Genomic DNA, 15,402 nt, shown 5'->3' on the forward strand with positions numbered 1-15,402 from the left:
CAATAATCAGTCGTCCAAATTTAGTACTGTAGGAAGTTACCGCAAAAACCCCAATTTCCTTATTAGAAAATCGCTGAATCGAGTAATCAGACTGAAATTTAATTACAGCCGGTAGGTTATTAGTCTGGCTAATTGGCCGTTTTGTACAATATCAAAGGGCACCTTTCGATGCCCCTTTTTTTGTTACATATTTTTAACAATACTAAAACGAGTTTAGCTGAATTAGTGATGACAGAAGTGATGAACCACTTGAGTTATCAGTTCGCGCGTCGGTTTGATGAAGGCGGTATCGATATATTCATCAGGCTGGTGGGCCTGATCGATTGAGCCAGGACCGAGAACCAGCGTCGGGCACAGTTCCTGAATAAACGGCGCCTCGGTGCAGTAGTTAACGATTTCAGTTTCGGTTCCCAGCAGCTTCTCGACCACCTGCACCAGGCGGTGATCCGGCGGACATTCATAGCCCGGAATCGGTGGATGCAGCGCTTCAATGGTCAGACGGCCCGGCCAGCGACTGCTGACAGGCTCAAGCGTTTCGTTAAGCAATTCGTCTAAATCCGACAGCGTCAGGCCCGGCAGCGGGCGAATATCCATGTGCAGTTCACAGCAGGCACAGATGCGGTTTGCCGCATCACCGCCGTTGATGTGGCCAAAGTTCATGGTCGGATAAGGAATCGCAAAGCCGCTGTGGTTGTAGCGCGTTTGCAGCGTCTTACGCAGTTCCATCAGATGGGTGATGGAGTCATGCATTAGCTCAATCGCATTAATGCCGCGTGAAGGGTCGCTCGAGTGGCCCGACTGGCCGGTGATACGAATGGCGTTAGAGATGTGGCCTTTGTGTGCGCGCACCGGTTTTAGCGAGGTTGGCTCACCGATGATGGCGCAGTCTGGACGGATGGCCGAGGTTTTAGCGAAGTAGCTGGCACCGGCCATCGTCGTTTCTTCATCTGCGGTCGCCAGAATGTACAGCGGCTTGCTGAGCTTCTCGGTATCGATATCACGTAATGCATCGACGATAAACGCGAAAAAGCCTTTCATGTCAGCGGTGCCCAGTCCGTAGAGCCTGTTTTCGTGCTCGGTTAGGGTGAAGGGGTCGCGCGTCCAGCGTCCATCATCGAAAGGTACGGTATCGGTATGACCCGCCAACAGCAGGCCGCCAGCACCTTCACCAATGCTGGCCAGCATGTTGAATTTATTGCGCGTATTAGGTACCGGCTGAATCTCGACCTTGAAGCCCAAATCGCTGAACCAGCACGCCAGCAAGTTGATTAGGGTTTCATTGCTCTGATCCAATGCGCTGTCGGTGGCACTGATCGAAGGCGTGGCGATTAACTCGCGGTATAGCTCAATAAAAGGAGGTAATTTCATCTTCACTGTTGACAGCCTTTGGTTAGGGTAATATAAATATTCATGCATTTTATGTGAATAAAAATACATTAAGCCGGTTCGTAAGGAAACCCCAAAAACACGCAGGTTTTGGTGTGAATGTAAAAGGGTCGAACAGGCTGAATTTCGCGGGCTTCTGGCGTAAAAAACGCAGTGAGCCCTCTATTTTTTAAAAGAAGGTGAACTGAGCCCATGTTGAATACGCTGATTGTTGGTGCCACCGGTTATGCGGGAGCGGAACTCGCGCTCTACCTAAATCGTCACCCACATATGAACATAACCGGTTTAACGGTTTCAGCGCAAAGTGCAGATGCAGGAAAGTTACTGTCCGACCTGCACCCGCAGCTGAAAGGCATCGTCGATCTGCCTGTTTTACCTTTGGAAAACGTCGCAGAAGCCGCGAAGGGCGTTGACGTTGTTTTTTTAGCCACGGCACATGAAGTCAGCCACGACCTGGCACCACAGTTCCTGGCGGCCGGTTGTATCGTGTTCGACCTCTCGGGTGCCTTCCGCGTTAAAGACCCGGCGTTTTATACTCAGTTCTACGGTTTTGAGCATCAACACCAGGACTGGCTCGACAAGGCTGTTTACGGTTTGGCCGAGTGGCAGGCAGACAAGCTGAAAGAAGCGCAGCTGATTGCCGTACCGGGTTGCTACCCGACGGCGGCCCAGCTGGCTATCAAACCCCTGTTAGAAAAAGACCTGCTTAATCAGGATCAGTGGCCGGTTATCAACGCGACCAGCGGCGTGAGCGGGGCAGGGCGTAAAGCTAGCCTGGGGACCAGCTTCTGCGAGGTCAGTCTGCACGCATACGGCGTATTCAATCACCGTCATCACCCGGAAATCTCTACCCATCTGGGGACGCCGGTCATCTTCACCCCGCATCTGGGCAGCTTCCCACGCGGTATTCTGGCCACCGTGACCTGCCGCCTGAAGCCAGGCGTGAGCGCTGAACAGGTTGCCGAGGCATTCCAGAGTGCCTATGCCAACAAACCGCTGGTGCGTCTATACGATAAAGGCATGCCGGCGCTGAAGAGCGTGGTGGGTCTGCCGTTCTGCGATATTGGCTACGCCGTTCAGGGTGAGCACGTCATTATTGTTGCGGCAGAAGATAACCTGCTGAAAGGGGCATCGGCGCAGGCGGTTCAGTGTCTGAACCTGCGCTTCGGTTTCCCGGAAACGACGTCACTGGTTTAAGTGATTGAACTGAATAACAATTCGTTAGTTGGCTAACGGATTGTTAATTTTATAAAACACCTTCTTTTGAGCGTTTCTTGATCGCCTCATGGATGGTAAATTAAAGAACAATTAACTCCCAACCAGGCAGCATCCTCAAATGTACAGGGAGAACGGGGCGTGAATATGAATCCATTGATCATCAAGTTAGGCGGCGTGTTACTGGACAACGAAGAAGCACTGGAGCGCCTGTTCTCCGCGTTGGTTGCCTACCGTCAGGAATATCAACGCCCGCTGGTGATAGTCCACGGCGGCGGTTATCTGGTCGATGACCTGATGAAGCGTCTCAACCTGCCGGTGGTCAAGAAGTCCGGTCTGCGCGTGACGCCGGCGGACCAGATTGACATCATCACCGGTGCACTGGCCGGTAGCGCCAACAAAACGCTGCTGTCCTGGGCGGTTAAAAATGACATTAACGCCGTGGGCCTGTCTCTGGCCGACGGGGGTTCCGTCAGCGTCACGCAGTTGAGCGAAGACCTTGGCTTTGTGGGTAAAGCCGAAGCCGGTTCTCCGAAACTGATTAACACCCTGACCGCTGCGGGTTACCTGCCCATAGTCAGCTCTATCGGCATCACTGCCGAGGGCGAACTGATGAACGTCAACGCCGACCAGGCTGCGACGGCGCTGGCAGCTACGCTGGGCGCAGACCTGATTCTGCTGTCCGACGTGAGCGGCATTCTCGACGGTAAAGGCCAGCGCGTGCCTGAAATGACCGCCGAAAGAGCGGAGCAGATGATTGAGCAGGGCATTATCACCGACGGCATGATTGTGAAAGTGCACGCGGCTCTCGACGCAGCGCGCACCTTAGGTCGCCCGGTCGATATTGCCAGCTGGCGTCATGCCGATCAGCTTCCGGCTCTGTTCAACGGCGAAGCCATCGGCACCCGTATTCTGGCGTAAGGCCGGGGGGCTCTGGCTCCAATGACCCAAGCCCTAAGAAATTTATAATGTAAAAGCGGTCGGTTATCTCACTGAAACCGACAGCGAAATCAGAAATTTAAGGAAATTATCATGGCAGTAACTAAAGGCATCAGCAAAATTGTTCTCGCTTACTCGGGCGGTCTGGATACTTCAGCGATCATTCCATGGCTGAAAGAAAACTACGGTAACTGCGAAGTGGTGGCATTCGTAGCCAACATCGGTCAGGACCAGGCAGACCTGGAAGGTATTGAGCAGAAAGCGCTGGATACTGGTGCGTCAGAATGCCACGTTGTCGATCTGCGTGAAGAGTTCATCAAAGACTACGTTTATCCCGTGCTGAAAAGCGGCGCGCTGTATGAAGGTACCTACCTGCTGGGCACCTCAATGGCACGTCCATTGATCGCTAAAGCACAGGTTGAGCTGGCGCTCAAAGTCGGTGCTGACGCGGTGTGTCACGGTGCGACCGGTAAAGGTAACGACCAGGTTCGTTTCGAAACGACCTACACCGCGCTGGCTCCACAGCTGAAAGTGGTGGCTCCATGGCGTGAGTGGGACCTGCGTTCCCGTGAAGCGCTGCTGGATTACCTGAAAGTGCGTAACATCAAGACCACTGCGTCTCTGGAAAAAATCTACAGCCGTGACGAAAACGCCTGGCACATCTCTACCGAAGGCGGCGTGCTGGAAAGCCCTTGGAATGCAGCGAACAAAGACTGCTGGGCATGGACCGTTGCACCTGAAGATGCGCCGGACGAAGCCGAACTGGTGACCATCAAGGTTGAGAAAGGCGAAGTGGTTGGCGTGAATGGCCAGGAACTGAGCCCGTTCAAATGTCTGGAAGCGTTGAACGCGCTGGGCGTGAAACACGGCGTGGGCCGTATCGACATCGTTGAAAACCGTCTGGTAGGCATCAAATCTCGCGGTTGCTACGAAACCCCAGGCGGCACCATCATGATGGCTGCACTGCGTGGCGTTGAGCAGCTGGTTCTGGACCGCGACAGCTTCAAATGGCGTGAGCAGTTGGGTCAGGAAATGTCTTACGTTGTGTACGACGGCCGTTGGTTCGCGCCTCTGCGTGAGTCCATTCAGGCAGCCGCCGACTCTCTGGCGCAGGACGTTAACGGTGAAGTGGTTGTCAAGCTGTACAAGGGCACCGCAACCGCAATTCAGAAGAAATCAGCCAACAGCATGTACTCTGAAGAGTTCGCGACCTTCGGCGAAGATGAAGTGTATGACCACAGCCACGCGGGCGGCTTCATTCGTCTGTTCTCCCTGTCTTCACGTATCCGTGCGCTGAACGCAGCCAAGAAATAAGCGTTAGCAATAAGCGTTACATCAGGCGTGCGAGACACCTCGCATGCCTGAATCATCTCTTCAAATATCACTTCTTAAGCAAGTAAAGTCGGGAGCATTATCATGGCACTATGGGGCGGACGCTTTAGTCAGGCAGCAGATCAGCGTTTTAAAGAACTGAATGATTCACTGCGGTTTGACTATCGATTGGCTGAGCAGGATATCGTGGGCTCGGTAGCCTGGTCGAAAGCGCTGGTCACCGTAAATGTGCTGACCGCCGACGAACAGCAGCAGCTGGAAGGCGCGCTGAACGTGTTGCTGGAAGAAGTGCGTGCGAATCCTCGCGCTATTCTGGAGAGTGATGCAGAGGACATTCACAGCTGGGTTGAGCTGAAGCTTATCGACAAGGTCGGTAACCTCGGCAAGAAGCTGCACACTGGCCGTAGCCGTAACGATCAGGTCGCGACCGACATCAAGCTGTGGTGTAAAACGCAGGTTGTCGAGCTTCAGCTGGCCGTTAAGCAGTTGCAGCAGGCGCTGGTTGAAACCGCCGAAGCAAATCAGGATGCCGTGATGCCGGGTTATACTCACCTGCAGCGCGCCCAGCCGGTCACTTTTGCACACTGGTGTCTGGCCTACGTTGAAATGCTGGCCCGTGATGAAAGCCGTTTACAAGATACTCTGACCCGTCTCGACGTGAGCCCGTTGGGCAGCGGCGCGCTGGCAGGTACGGCTTACCCTATCGATCGCGAACAGCTGGCTGGCTGGTTGGGCTTTGCATCGGCAACCCGCAACAGTCTCGACAGCGTTTCCGACCGTGACCATATTCTCGAACTGCTGTCTAACGCCTCAATCAGCATGGTTCACCTGTCGCGTTTTGCCGAAGATCTGATTTTCTTCAACACCGGCGAAGCGGGCTTTGTTGACCTGTCTGACCGCGTAACCTCCGGCTCTTCACTCATGCCACAGAAGAAAAACCCGGACGCGCTGGAGCTTATCCGCGGTAAGTGTGGCCGTGTACAGGGCGCGTTGACCGGCATGATGATGACCCTGAAGGGTCTGCCGCTGGCGTACAACAAAGACATGCAGGAAGACAAAGAAGGGCTGTTTGACGCGCTCGACACCTGGATGGACTGCCTGCAAATGGCCGCGCTGGTGCTCGACGGTATTCAGGTTAAGCGTCCACGCTGCAAAGAAGCCGCCGAACAAGGTTATGCCAACTCAACCGAGCTGGCCGACTATCTGGTCGCCAAAGGCGTGCCTTTCCGTGAAGCGCACCACATTGTGGGTGAAGCCGTGGTTGAAGCCATTCGTCAGGGCAAAGCGCTTGAAGCCTTGCCGCTGGCCGATTTGCAAAAATTCAGCAGCATTATCGGTGATGACGTTTACCCGATTCTGGCGCTGCAGTCCTGCCTGGATAAGCGTAATGCCAAAGGCGGCGTCGCGCCTGAGCAGGTTGCGCTGGCAATCCGTGAAGCAAAAGCCCGTCTGGCCTGATAAAAGACCGACAAAAAAAAGCGGGCCACTCGGCCCGCAAATTGTTCATACACTACTTTCTTATTGTGTTGAGACTTTCCGTTTCTTTTCCGCCCATTTGACTATCAGGCTGCGAAGAACTGCTCTAGATCGTCGCTTCCCCCGATGTGGCGACCCCCGATAAAGACTTGCGGCACCGTTGCACGACCGCTGACTGCACGCAGGCTAACGGTGGTTGCGTCCTTACCTAATACAACTTCTTCATACTGAATGCCGCGCTCTTGCAGCATCTGTTTTGCTTTGGCACAGAACGGGCAGCCCGGTTTAGTAAAGACCGACACGGATTCCTGCACTTTATATTCAGGCGCCAGATATTTGAGCATGGTGTCTGCATCTGATACTTCAAACGGGTCGCCCGGCTTGTTTGGCTCAACGAACATCTTTTCGACTACGCCGTTGCGTACCAGCATGGAGTAGCGCCATGAGCGCGGGCCAAAGCCGAGGTCGGCTTTCTCGACCAGCATGTCCATCCCTTTAGTGAACTCGCCGTTACCGTCAGGAATGAAGGTAATGTTTTCTGCGTTCTGTTCTGCCTTCCAGGCATTCATGACAAAGGTATCGTTCACTGACACACACAGAATGCTGTCAACCCCATGTTGTTTGAACACGCCGGCCAATTCGTTGTAGCGCGGCAGGTGGCTTGACGAGCAGGTGGGTGTAAACGCGCCAGGCAGTGAAAACACGATCACAGTTTTGTTTTTGAACAGATCATCGGTCGTGGTATCAATCCACTTATCGCCCTGACGAGTGTGGAACGTGACTTGTGGTACGTTTTTTCCTTCGCGGCTTGTAAACATCCATAACCTCTTAATTAATATTCAATAAAAAATCATTCTTCGGCGTTGCCGTTTCGATGTGGGACATTATTAACGATTCAGCTTGATAGATATAATCGTTGATTGCTATCTTATCTATCGCTAATGGCTATCGCCTTGGTGATTCGTGAAAGGGAGAAACTATGAACATCCGTGATTTGGAATATCTGGTCGCGCTGGCCGAATTTCGGCATTTTCGCCGCGCCGCCGATTCTTGCCACGTCAGTCAACCCACGCTGAGTGGCCAAATCCGTAAGCTTGAAGATGAGTTGGGCGTCATGCTGCTGGAAAGAACCAGCCGCAAGGTTTTATTCACTCAGGCCGGGTTATTGCTTGTCGATCAAGCACGTACCGTACTGCGTGAGGTGAAGGTACTGAAAGAGATGGCCAGCCAGCAGGGCGAGGCAATGTCCGGTCCGCTGCACATCGGGCTTATCCCGACGGTTGGGCCTTACCTGCTGCCACAAATTATCCCGACGCTGCATAAAACCTTCCCGAAACTGGAAATGTATCTGCACGAAGCTCAGACTCAGCAACTGTTGGCCCAGCTCGACAGCGGCAAGCTTGACTGTGCCATTCTGGCGCTGGTGAAAGAAAGCGAAGCCTTCATTGAGGTGCCATTGTTTGACGAGCCGATGAAGCTGGCAATTTATGACGATCACCCGTGGGCGTCACGCGACAAGGTAGCGATGGCCGACCTGTCTGGCGAAAAATTGCTGATGCTTGAGGATGGCCATTGTTTACGTGACCAGGCATTAGGTTTCTGTTTCCAGGCGGGGGCAGACGAAGACACGCATTTTCGCGCAACCAGTCTTGAGACGTTGCGAAACATGGTTGCCGCAGGCAGTGGAATTACTTTACTGCCGTCACTGGCGGTGCCGCAGGAGCGCAGCCGAGACGGCGTAACCTATCTGCTTTGCGACAAGCCGGAACCGAAGCGCACCATTGCTCTGGTGTATCGCCCCGGTTCCCCGTTGCGCGGTCGTTATGAACAGCTGGCCGAAGCCATCAAAACGCACATGCAAACCTACATGGATGCACTGGCGTTAAAAAAGCCGGTTTAAGCCGTTCAGTGCCGCAACGCGATAGGCTTCCGCCATCGTCGGATAGTTGAAGGTGGTATTAACGAAATACTCGATGGTATTTCCCGCCCCTTTCTGTTCCATGATAGCCTGACCGATGTGAATGATTTCAGCCGCGCGTTCACCAAAGCAGTGGATACCGAGAATTTGCTTGGTATCTCTGTGAAACAGCAGCTTGAGGCTCCCCACGTTCATACCGGCTATCTGCGCACGCGCCAGGTGTTTGAACTGGGCGCGGCCCACCTCGTAAGGCACTTTCATCGCGGTCAACTCCTGCTCGGTTTTACCCACGGAGCTAATCTCCGGAATGGTGTAGATCCCGGTAGGAATATTTTCGATGAGATGCACCTTGGCTTCGCCCTGGATCATCGCCTGTGCGGCAATGCGTCCCTGGTCATAAGCGGCAGACGCCAAGCTTGGATAACCGACCACGTCACCCACTGCGTAAATATGCGGCAAGGCGGTCTGGTACATGCTATTGACCTTTAACAGACCACGGCTGTCGGCTTCGAGACCAATTTTGTCCAGATTCAGCGAGTCGGTATTACCCGTACGTCCGTTGGCAAACAGCAGGGCATCGGCCTTCACTTTTTTGCCTGATTTCAGGTGCACGATAACGCCGTCATCAACGCCTTCAATTCTTTCAAATTCTTCATTGTGGCGAATCACCACGCCGTTGTTCCAGAAGTGATATGAAAGAGAGTCGGACATTTCCTGATCGAGGAACGCCAGCAGACGGTCGCGGGTATTAATCAGGTCAACTTTAACGTTTAGACCGCGGAAAATGGAGGCGTACTCACAGCCAATTACGCCCGCACCGTAGATAATCACGTGGCGCGGTTCATGCTCGAGGCCAAGGATCAGGTCGCTGTCGTAAATGCGTGGATGGGTAAAGTCGACGCCAGCCGGGCGATAAGGGCGAGAACCGCAGGCAATCACGATATGCTCGGCGCTCACAAAGTCCTGAGTTCCGTCGGCATAGGTGACCGAAATGGTGTTGGCATCAATAAAACTCGCGTCACCGGCAAAGAGTTTGCACTGGTTACGCTCGTAGAAGCCTTCACGCATGCGAGTCTGTTGATTAATAACGGAGTCGGCATGACGGAGAATCTGTGGAAACGTCGAGCTCATGGGGCGAGAACCGTCGCTGTAAAGCGGATTCTGGTTGAATTCGATGATTCTGCTTACTGCGTGACGTAGCGCTTTTGATGGAATAGTGCCCCAGTGTGTACAACCGCCACCGACGTTGTTATAGCGTTCGATAACGGCAACTCTGGCGCCTTGTTTAACCAGACCCATGGCAGCACCTTCACCGCCAGGGCCGGAGCCAATGATAATGGCATCGAAATGATAGTTCTGTGACATGGATTAGGAACCTATTTTTATACAAAATCACAACGTGAATGTAACATCATAGACCTATTTTCCCAACGACTGGTTATCTATTCGTGGGAATGCAGCAACATTCAGAAGAACTTTATGCTGAACTTAGTATAACGGTCGTTGCTGAAAAATTTGGTATAGTGAAATGAATTCAGGCGAATGGGTAAGTAGACACTATCGGATGAAGGTCATGGGCGTAAGAGCACAACAAAAAGAGCGTACTCGCCGCTCGCTGATTGAGGCGGCCTTTAGCCAACTGAGCGCTGAGCGCAGTTTCGCCAGTTTAAGCCTGCGTGAGGTTTCTCGCGAAGCGGGCATCGCACCCACGTCTTTTTATCGGCATTTTCGCGATGTAGACGAACTGGGCCTGACGATGGTGGATGAAAGCGGCCTGATGCTACGCCAGCTCATGCGCCAGGCGCGCCAGCGTATCGCCAAAGGCGGCAGCGTGATCCGTACCTCCGTCTCTACCTTTATGGAATTTATCGGCAACAATCCCAACGCCTTCCGTTTGCTGTTACGTGAACGTTCGGGAACCTCCGCCGCCTTCCGTGCCGCAGTCGCGCGTGAAATTCAGCATTTCATCGCGGAACTTGCCGACTATTTGCAACTCGAAAACCATATGCCGCGCAGCTTCACTGAAGCGCAGGCCGAGGCCATGGTTATCATCGTGTTTAACGCCGGTGCAGAGGCGCTAGATGTCGACCTCGCCCAGCGTCGTCAGCTCGAAGAGCGGCTGGTACTCCAGCTGCGCATGATCTCCAAAGGGGCGTACTACTGGTATCGCCGCCAACAGGAGAGAACGGCTGACACATCAGTTAACGATGAGGTCATTCAAAACGATTGAAATTATGGCAAGGTAGTAGGCTAATAGATGCGAGCAGTCGAGGCTGCTACGGCTTACGTTGAAAAGGATAAAAGAGGATTAGAAGATGACAGAACAACCACGCCAGGATAATGGCACCCTGGTCTTGGCTCTGATTGCCGGATTATCGATTAACGGCTCCTTTAGTGCCTTATTCAGTTCCGTTGTGGCTTTTTCAATTTTCCCGATTATTGCGCTGGTTCTGGCCGTCTACTGTCTGCACGTTCGCTACCAGAAAAGCGAGATGCCCTTTGGTATTCCCAAGCTGGCCGCCGCGTGTTTCGTGCTGGGACTGCTGCTCTATAGCACCATCGTTCGCGCCGAATATCCGCAGCTAGGTTCAAACTTCCTGCCGTCGATTATCTGTGTGGTTCTGGTGTTCTGGATCGCCTACCGCCTGAAGAAACGTAAAGCAGTAAACAACGCGTAATCTGTACTAAATATAGAAAGGGCAGCCCTCGGGCTGCCCTTTTACGTTTTACGCGTCGATGCGTTCGAGTAACACGCCGCATTCCATGTGATGGGTATATGGGAATTGGTCAAACAGCGCCAGACGGCTTACGCGGTGAGTCTGTTGCAGCGTCTCAAGGTTGGCACACAGCGTCTCAGGATTGCAGGAGATATAAAGGATGCGGGAATAGCCCTGAACCAGCTTTACCGTATCGTCGTCCAGACCGCTGCGCGGCGGATCGACAAAAATGGTTTCACAGTCATAGCTTTTGAGATCGACACCCTCCAAACGACGGAACTCGCGAACGCCGTTCATCGCCTGGGTAAAATCTTCGGCGGCCATGCGGATAATCTGTACGTTATCAATATGATTGGCCGCGATATTAAACTGTGCGGCGGCCACCGATGGCTTGGCAATTTCAGTCGCCAGCACGCGATTGAAGTTACGGGCCAGCGCCAGAGAGAAGTTACCGTTGCCACAGTAGAGCTCGAGCAAATCACCCTTTGCACCTTCGGTGACTTCCAGCGCCCATTCCAGCATATGAATATTCATCGCGGCATTAGGCTGGGTGAAGCTGTTCTCAACCTGACGGTAAATCATATCGCGGCCTGCGACCGGCAGAACCTCATCGACATAATCCTGATCCAGCATAATTTTAGTTTTCGCCGCGCGGCCAATCAGCTGAATGTCGAAGCCGTCTTGGCGCAGCTGGTCACGCAATGCGGTTGCCGCCGTCTGCCAGGCGTCGTCGAGCTTGCGGTGATACAGCAATGAGGCAATGATTTTGCCGCTGCGGGTCGACAGATAGTCAATCTGGAACAGCTTGTGACGCAGGGCTGGCTCGGCTTTCACCGCCTCGAGCAGGACCGGCATCAGGCGGTTGATAAGCTCGCTTGCGGCTGGGAATTGATCAACGCGGATGCGAGCCTTGGTCTGCTGGTCAAACATGATGTGGTAAAGGTCACCCTCGTCATGCCACACGCGGAACTCGGCGCGCATACGATAATGGCTGACTGGAGAACGGAAAACTTCAGCCGCCGGCGCATTAAATGGCGACATCAGCGCCGTGAGACGGGCGGTCTTTTCCGCCAGTTGGTCGTCATATTGTTCAATGGGCAGGTTTTCAGGCGTCATCTATTTTCTCGTCTTGCTGCTAATCAATGGGCGAACTTTGCGGAATGTGGTGCGTTTTGCCCGCTGATTGTAGGGAATGCCGTGGTGATGTCCAGTTTTGTCGTATTTAGTTTCTCTGAGCGCTGTGGAAGTCTAGATTTCCAAATAGGTTGATCGTAGGATTCATCTCAGGCCTCCATTGTTGAGTTAAAAGGGAATCCGGTGGGAATCCGGAGCTGTCGCGCAGCGGTATGGGGAAAGCACGGCGAACGCATTATTACTCTTTATCATCTAACAATAATGCAGACACTGTCCTTTATTAAGGATGGGAAGTTATCGCCCGGTGTTATTTCTAATAATTCTAATAGAAACAACAAATCCCAAGCCCGAAGACCTGCCTGAATTACGTCGCAATTTTCATAATCTTCGCGAAATAGGATTATGTTTTACTGCGGCATCCTTTATTGGGTTGGGATGCGCGTTTCTATGACAATTAAAAAACATGCGCTGCTGACGGTTCTTTCCGTCACGGCATTTTCTGGCTGGGCGCAAGATAGCACTTCACAAACAGACAATAACGACACAGTGGTCGTCACCGCTAATCGTTTCCCGCAGCCGGTTTCAACGGTGCTTGCGGCAACGACGATAGTGACAAGAGATCAAATAGACCGATGGCAGTCCAAGTCGCTGATTGACGTAATGCGGCGACTGCCGGGCGTGGATATTGCGCAAAATGGTGGGCTGGGACAGTCCAGCTCGATGTTTATTCGCGGAACTAACTCAAGCCACGTATTAATCCTGATCGACGGCATTCGTTTAAATCAGGCCGGAATAACCGGTTCCTCGGATTTAAGCCAAATTCCAATCTCTCTGGTACAGAAGATTGAATATATCCGTGGGCCCTCTTCGGCGGTTTATGGTTCAGACGCTATCGGCGGAGTGGTAAACATTATTACCACCCGCGATAAACTCGGCACGACCCTCAGCGCGGGAATCGGTTCTAACGGTTACCAGTCTTACGATGCCGCAACGCAACAAAAGCTGGGCGATGATACCGTCGGCACCTTTGCAGGGAATTACACTTATACCCGCGGCTATGATGTGGTGGCTAATTTGCCGGACAACTACGGTGACCCGCGCCAGCCCGATCGCGACGGCTTTATGAGCAAAACGCTCTACGGTTCATTGCTGCATAACTTTAATGACAACCTCAGCGGCTTTATTCGCGGCTATGGTTTCGACAACCGCACCGCCTATGACGGCGATTACAGTTATACCGCGCCTTATGATGCGTTGATCGATACTCAGCAGCTTTATAGTCAAACCTGGGATACCGGTCTGCGTTATAACCAAGGCATTTATGCCACGCAGCTGATTGGTAGCTATTCCCACACCAAGACCTACAACTATGACCCGCGCTACGGGATGTATAATGCCTCGGCGACGCTGGATGATATCGAGCAATACAACGTGCAGTGGGGCAACACCGTGCAGGCGTGGCACGGTACGATTAGCGGCGGTCTCGACTGGCAGAAGCAAACCACCACGCCGGGCACCGATTATCTGAGTGAAGGCTATGAACAGCGTAATACCGGCGTCTATGCCACCACGCAGCAGCTTTTCGGGCCGGTAACGGTCGAAGGTGCGCTGCGTAACGACGATAACTCGCAGTTTGGTCAGCACACTACCTGGCAGAGTAGTGCAGCCTACGAGTTTATCGACGGTTACCGCTTTATTGCCTCCTATGGTACTGCTTATAAGGCGCCGAATCTGGGGCAGGTTTACAGCGAGAACTATGGCAATATCAATCTGCGTCCTGAGCAGAGCAAGCAGTGGGAAGGTGCGTTCGAGGGGCTGACCGGTCCGGTCACCTGGCGGGTGGGGGGATACAAGAATGAAATCACCAACCTGATTGATAGCGATCCGGTGACCTACCGCTATTACAACATCGGCGAAGCCAAGATTAAAGGCGTTGAGGCGACGGCATCCTTCGATACAGGGCCGTTGAGTCATCAGCTGTCTTATGACTATGTCGATGCGCGAGATGCACAGACTAACGAGCCGTTGCTGCGCCGTGCTAAACAGCAGGTGAAATACGAGCTGGACTGGCAGATTGAGCAGATTGATTGGGCTGTCACCTACCATTATCTCGGTGAGCGTTATGACGAGGACTATAATAGTGGCAATACCGTCAAGCTGGGAGGTGTAAGCCTGTGGGACGTCGCCGCTTCTTATCCTGTTACGTCCCATCTGACCGTTCGTGCTAGAATTGCCAACCTCTTTAATCAAGATTATGAGACGGTTTATGGCTACGCGACACCAGGACGTGAATATTTCCTCTCTGGAAGCTATACCTTCTGATAACGCCATAGTACCGGCTCGCCCGACGGCGCTGGTGTTTGACTCTGGCGTCGGCGGGTTATCGGTTTATCATGAGGTCCGGCAGCTCTTGCCGGACCTGCACTATATATACGCTTTCGATAATGTGGCATTTCCCTACGGTGAAAAGTCAGAAGCGTTTATCGTCGAGCGCGTGGTCGAAATAGTGAGTGCTGTCGCCGAGCGCCATCCTCTTTCTATTATTATCATCGCCTGCAATACCGCGAGCACTGTTTCACTTCCTGCGCTGCGTGCAAAGTTCAACTGTCCTGTCGTGGGCGTGGTACCTGCCATCAAACCTGCCGCCAAACTGACGCGTAATGGTATCGTCGGACTTCTGGCGACGCGTGCTACGGTTCAGCGTCCTTATACTCATGACCTGATTGCCCGTTTTGCGGCTGATTGCAAGATTCTGATGCTGGGTTCTGCCGAGCTGGTGGAGTTGGCCGAAGCAAAGCTGCACGGTGAAGAAGTTTCTCTTCCTCTATTAAAGAAAATCCTGCAACCCTGGCTGAAATTGCGCGAGCCACCCGACACCGTGGTATTGGGATGTACCCATTTCCCGCTGCTGAGTAACGAGTTGGCACAGGTTTTACCTGATGGAACGCGAATGATTGACTCAGGACTGGCCATTGCACGTCGTGCACACTGGTTAATTGAGACCGCTTTTACTTCAATACCAGCGAAAAAAGACGGAATCGAAATAGAAAGCATCGCCTACTGTATGAAGCTTGATGAACCGGCTTCTGGGTTGCTGCCTGTTTTGCAGTCATATGGCTTTAAAAGCATCCTGGAATTGACGCTTTAAACGCCTTTTGATTAAACATTCAGCGGTCGGAAAAGTTTTTTAAAAATAGGGGTTGCGGCCTTTCAGAAACTCCCTATAATGCGCCTCCACTGACCGGGAACAACGACTCCTCTAACGAGAACCAAGTCGCCGGGTCG

Annotated in this window: 13 protein-coding genes and 1 riboswitch; of the genes, 9 read left to right on the top strand and 4 right to left on the bottom strand. The window is 52.8% G+C overall.

Annotated features, from left to right (window positions below; all coding sequences use genetic code 11):
- Nucleotides 1–222: 222 nt before the first annotated feature.
- Nucleotides 223–1,374, bottom strand: coding sequence for an acetylornithine deacetylase (gene argE / locus BS640_RS13960; RefSeq protein ID WP_084912788.1), 1,152 nt, complete (start codon nucleotides 1,372–1,374; stop codon nucleotides 223–225).
- Between the two features lie 204 nt (nucleotides 1,375–1,578).
- Between argE and argC the strand changes: the two genes are divergently transcribed.
- The 4 genes from argC to argH all read left to right on the top strand — a co-directional run bounded on the left by argC (nucleotide 1,579) and on the right by argH (nucleotide 6,330).
- Nucleotides 1,579–2,583: an N-acetyl-gamma-glutamyl-phosphate reductase gene (argC, locus tag BS640_RS13965; protein ID WP_084912783.1), complete on the top strand. Its 1,005-nt coding sequence runs from the start codon at nucleotides 1,579–1,581 to the stop codon at nucleotides 2,581–2,583.
- Between the two features lie 165 nt (nucleotides 2,584–2,748).
- Complete coding sequence (gene argB / locus BS640_RS13970) at nucleotides 2,749–3,522, top strand: acetylglutamate kinase (RefSeq protein WP_017491063.1); 774 nt, start codon at nucleotides 2,749–2,751, stop codon at nucleotides 3,520–3,522.
- A 111-nt stretch (nucleotides 3,523–3,633) separates the two neighbouring features.
- Nucleotides 3,634–4,854, top strand: coding sequence for an argininosuccinate synthase (locus tag BS640_RS13975; RefSeq protein WP_017491064.1), 1,221 nt, complete (start codon nucleotides 3,634–3,636; stop codon nucleotides 4,852–4,854).
- 102 nt (nucleotides 4,855–4,956) lie between these two features.
- Nucleotides 4,957–6,330 (top strand): argininosuccinate lyase, encoded by a 1,374-nt coding sequence (gene argH / locus BS640_RS13980; protein ID WP_084912784.1) that lies wholly within the window; start codon nucleotides 4,957–4,959, stop codon nucleotides 6,328–6,330.
- A 104-nt stretch (nucleotides 6,331–6,434) separates the two neighbouring features.
- On the opposite strand, the gene BS640_RS13985 is transcribed toward argH, so the two are convergent.
- Nucleotides 6,435–7,166: a glutathione peroxidase gene (locus BS640_RS13985; RefSeq protein WP_017491066.1), complete on the bottom strand. Its 732-nt coding sequence runs from the start codon at nucleotides 7,164–7,166 to the stop codon at nucleotides 6,435–6,437.
- Nucleotides 7,167–7,327: 161 nt separating this feature from the next.
- On the opposite strand from BS640_RS13985, the gene oxyR reads away from it, so the two are divergent.
- Nucleotides 7,328–8,248 carry a DNA-binding transcriptional regulator OxyR gene (gene oxyR, locus BS640_RS13990; RefSeq protein WP_017491067.1) on the top strand — a complete coding sequence of 307 codons (921 nt, stop codon included), beginning with the start codon at nucleotides 7,328–7,330 and terminating at the stop codon, nucleotides 8,246–8,248.
- On the opposite strand, the gene sthA is transcribed toward oxyR, so the two are convergent.
- On the bottom strand, nucleotides 8,231–9,631 hold the full coding sequence (gene sthA, locus BS640_RS13995) for a Si-specific NAD(P)(+) transhydrogenase (RefSeq protein ID WP_017491068.1): 1,401 nt from the start codon (nucleotides 9,629–9,631) through the stop codon (nucleotides 8,231–8,233). The two genes, oxyR and sthA, sit on opposite strands and share 18 nt — an antisense overlap.
- Nucleotides 9,632–9,839: 208 nt before the next feature.
- Between sthA and fabR the strand changes: the two genes are divergently transcribed.
- Nucleotides 9,840–10,496, top strand: a complete 657-nt coding sequence (fabR, locus tag BS640_RS14000; protein ID WP_026110421.1) for an HTH-type transcriptional repressor FabR — start codon at nucleotides 9,840–9,842, stop codon at nucleotides 10,494–10,496.
- Nucleotides 10,497–10,581: 85 nt separating this feature from the next.
- Entirely contained in the window at nucleotides 10,582–10,944 is a 363-nt protein-coding gene (locus BS640_RS14005) for a YijD family membrane protein (RefSeq protein ID WP_017491070.1), read from the top strand.
- A 48-nt stretch (nucleotides 10,945–10,992) separates the two neighbouring features.
- Here the strand turns inward: BS640_RS14005 and trmA are convergent, their stop codons facing one another.
- Complete coding sequence (gene trmA, locus BS640_RS14010; RefSeq protein WP_017491071.1) at nucleotides 10,993–12,099, bottom strand: tRNA (uridine(54)-C5)-methyltransferase TrmA; 1,107 nt, start codon at nucleotides 12,097–12,099, stop codon at nucleotides 10,993–10,995.
- A gap of 152 nt (nucleotides 12,100–12,251) precedes the next feature.
- Nucleotides 12,252–12,494: riboswitch (cobalamin riboswitch) on the top strand.
- A 70-nt stretch (nucleotides 12,495–12,564) separates the two neighbouring features.
- Between trmA and btuB the strand changes: the two genes are divergently transcribed.
- Both btuB and murI read left to right on the top strand, forming a co-directional pair.
- Nucleotides 12,565–14,439 carry a TonB-dependent vitamin B12 receptor BtuB gene (gene btuB / locus BS640_RS14015; protein ID WP_084912789.1) on the top strand — a complete coding sequence of 625 codons (1,875 nt, stop codon included), beginning with the start codon at nucleotides 12,565–12,567 and terminating at the stop codon, nucleotides 14,437–14,439.
- Entirely contained in the window at nucleotides 14,384–15,265 is an 882-nt protein-coding gene (gene murI, locus BS640_RS14020) for a glutamate racemase (protein ID WP_084912785.1), read from the top strand. The genes btuB and murI overlap by 56 nt, the downstream gene beginning before the upstream one ends.
- Nucleotides 15,266–15,402: the final 137 nt, after the last annotated feature.

Origin of the sequence: Rouxiella badensis (assembly GCF_002093665.1) — a bacterium.
GTDB lineage: Bacteria > Pseudomonadota > Gammaproteobacteria > Enterobacterales > Enterobacteriaceae > Rouxiella > Rouxiella badensis.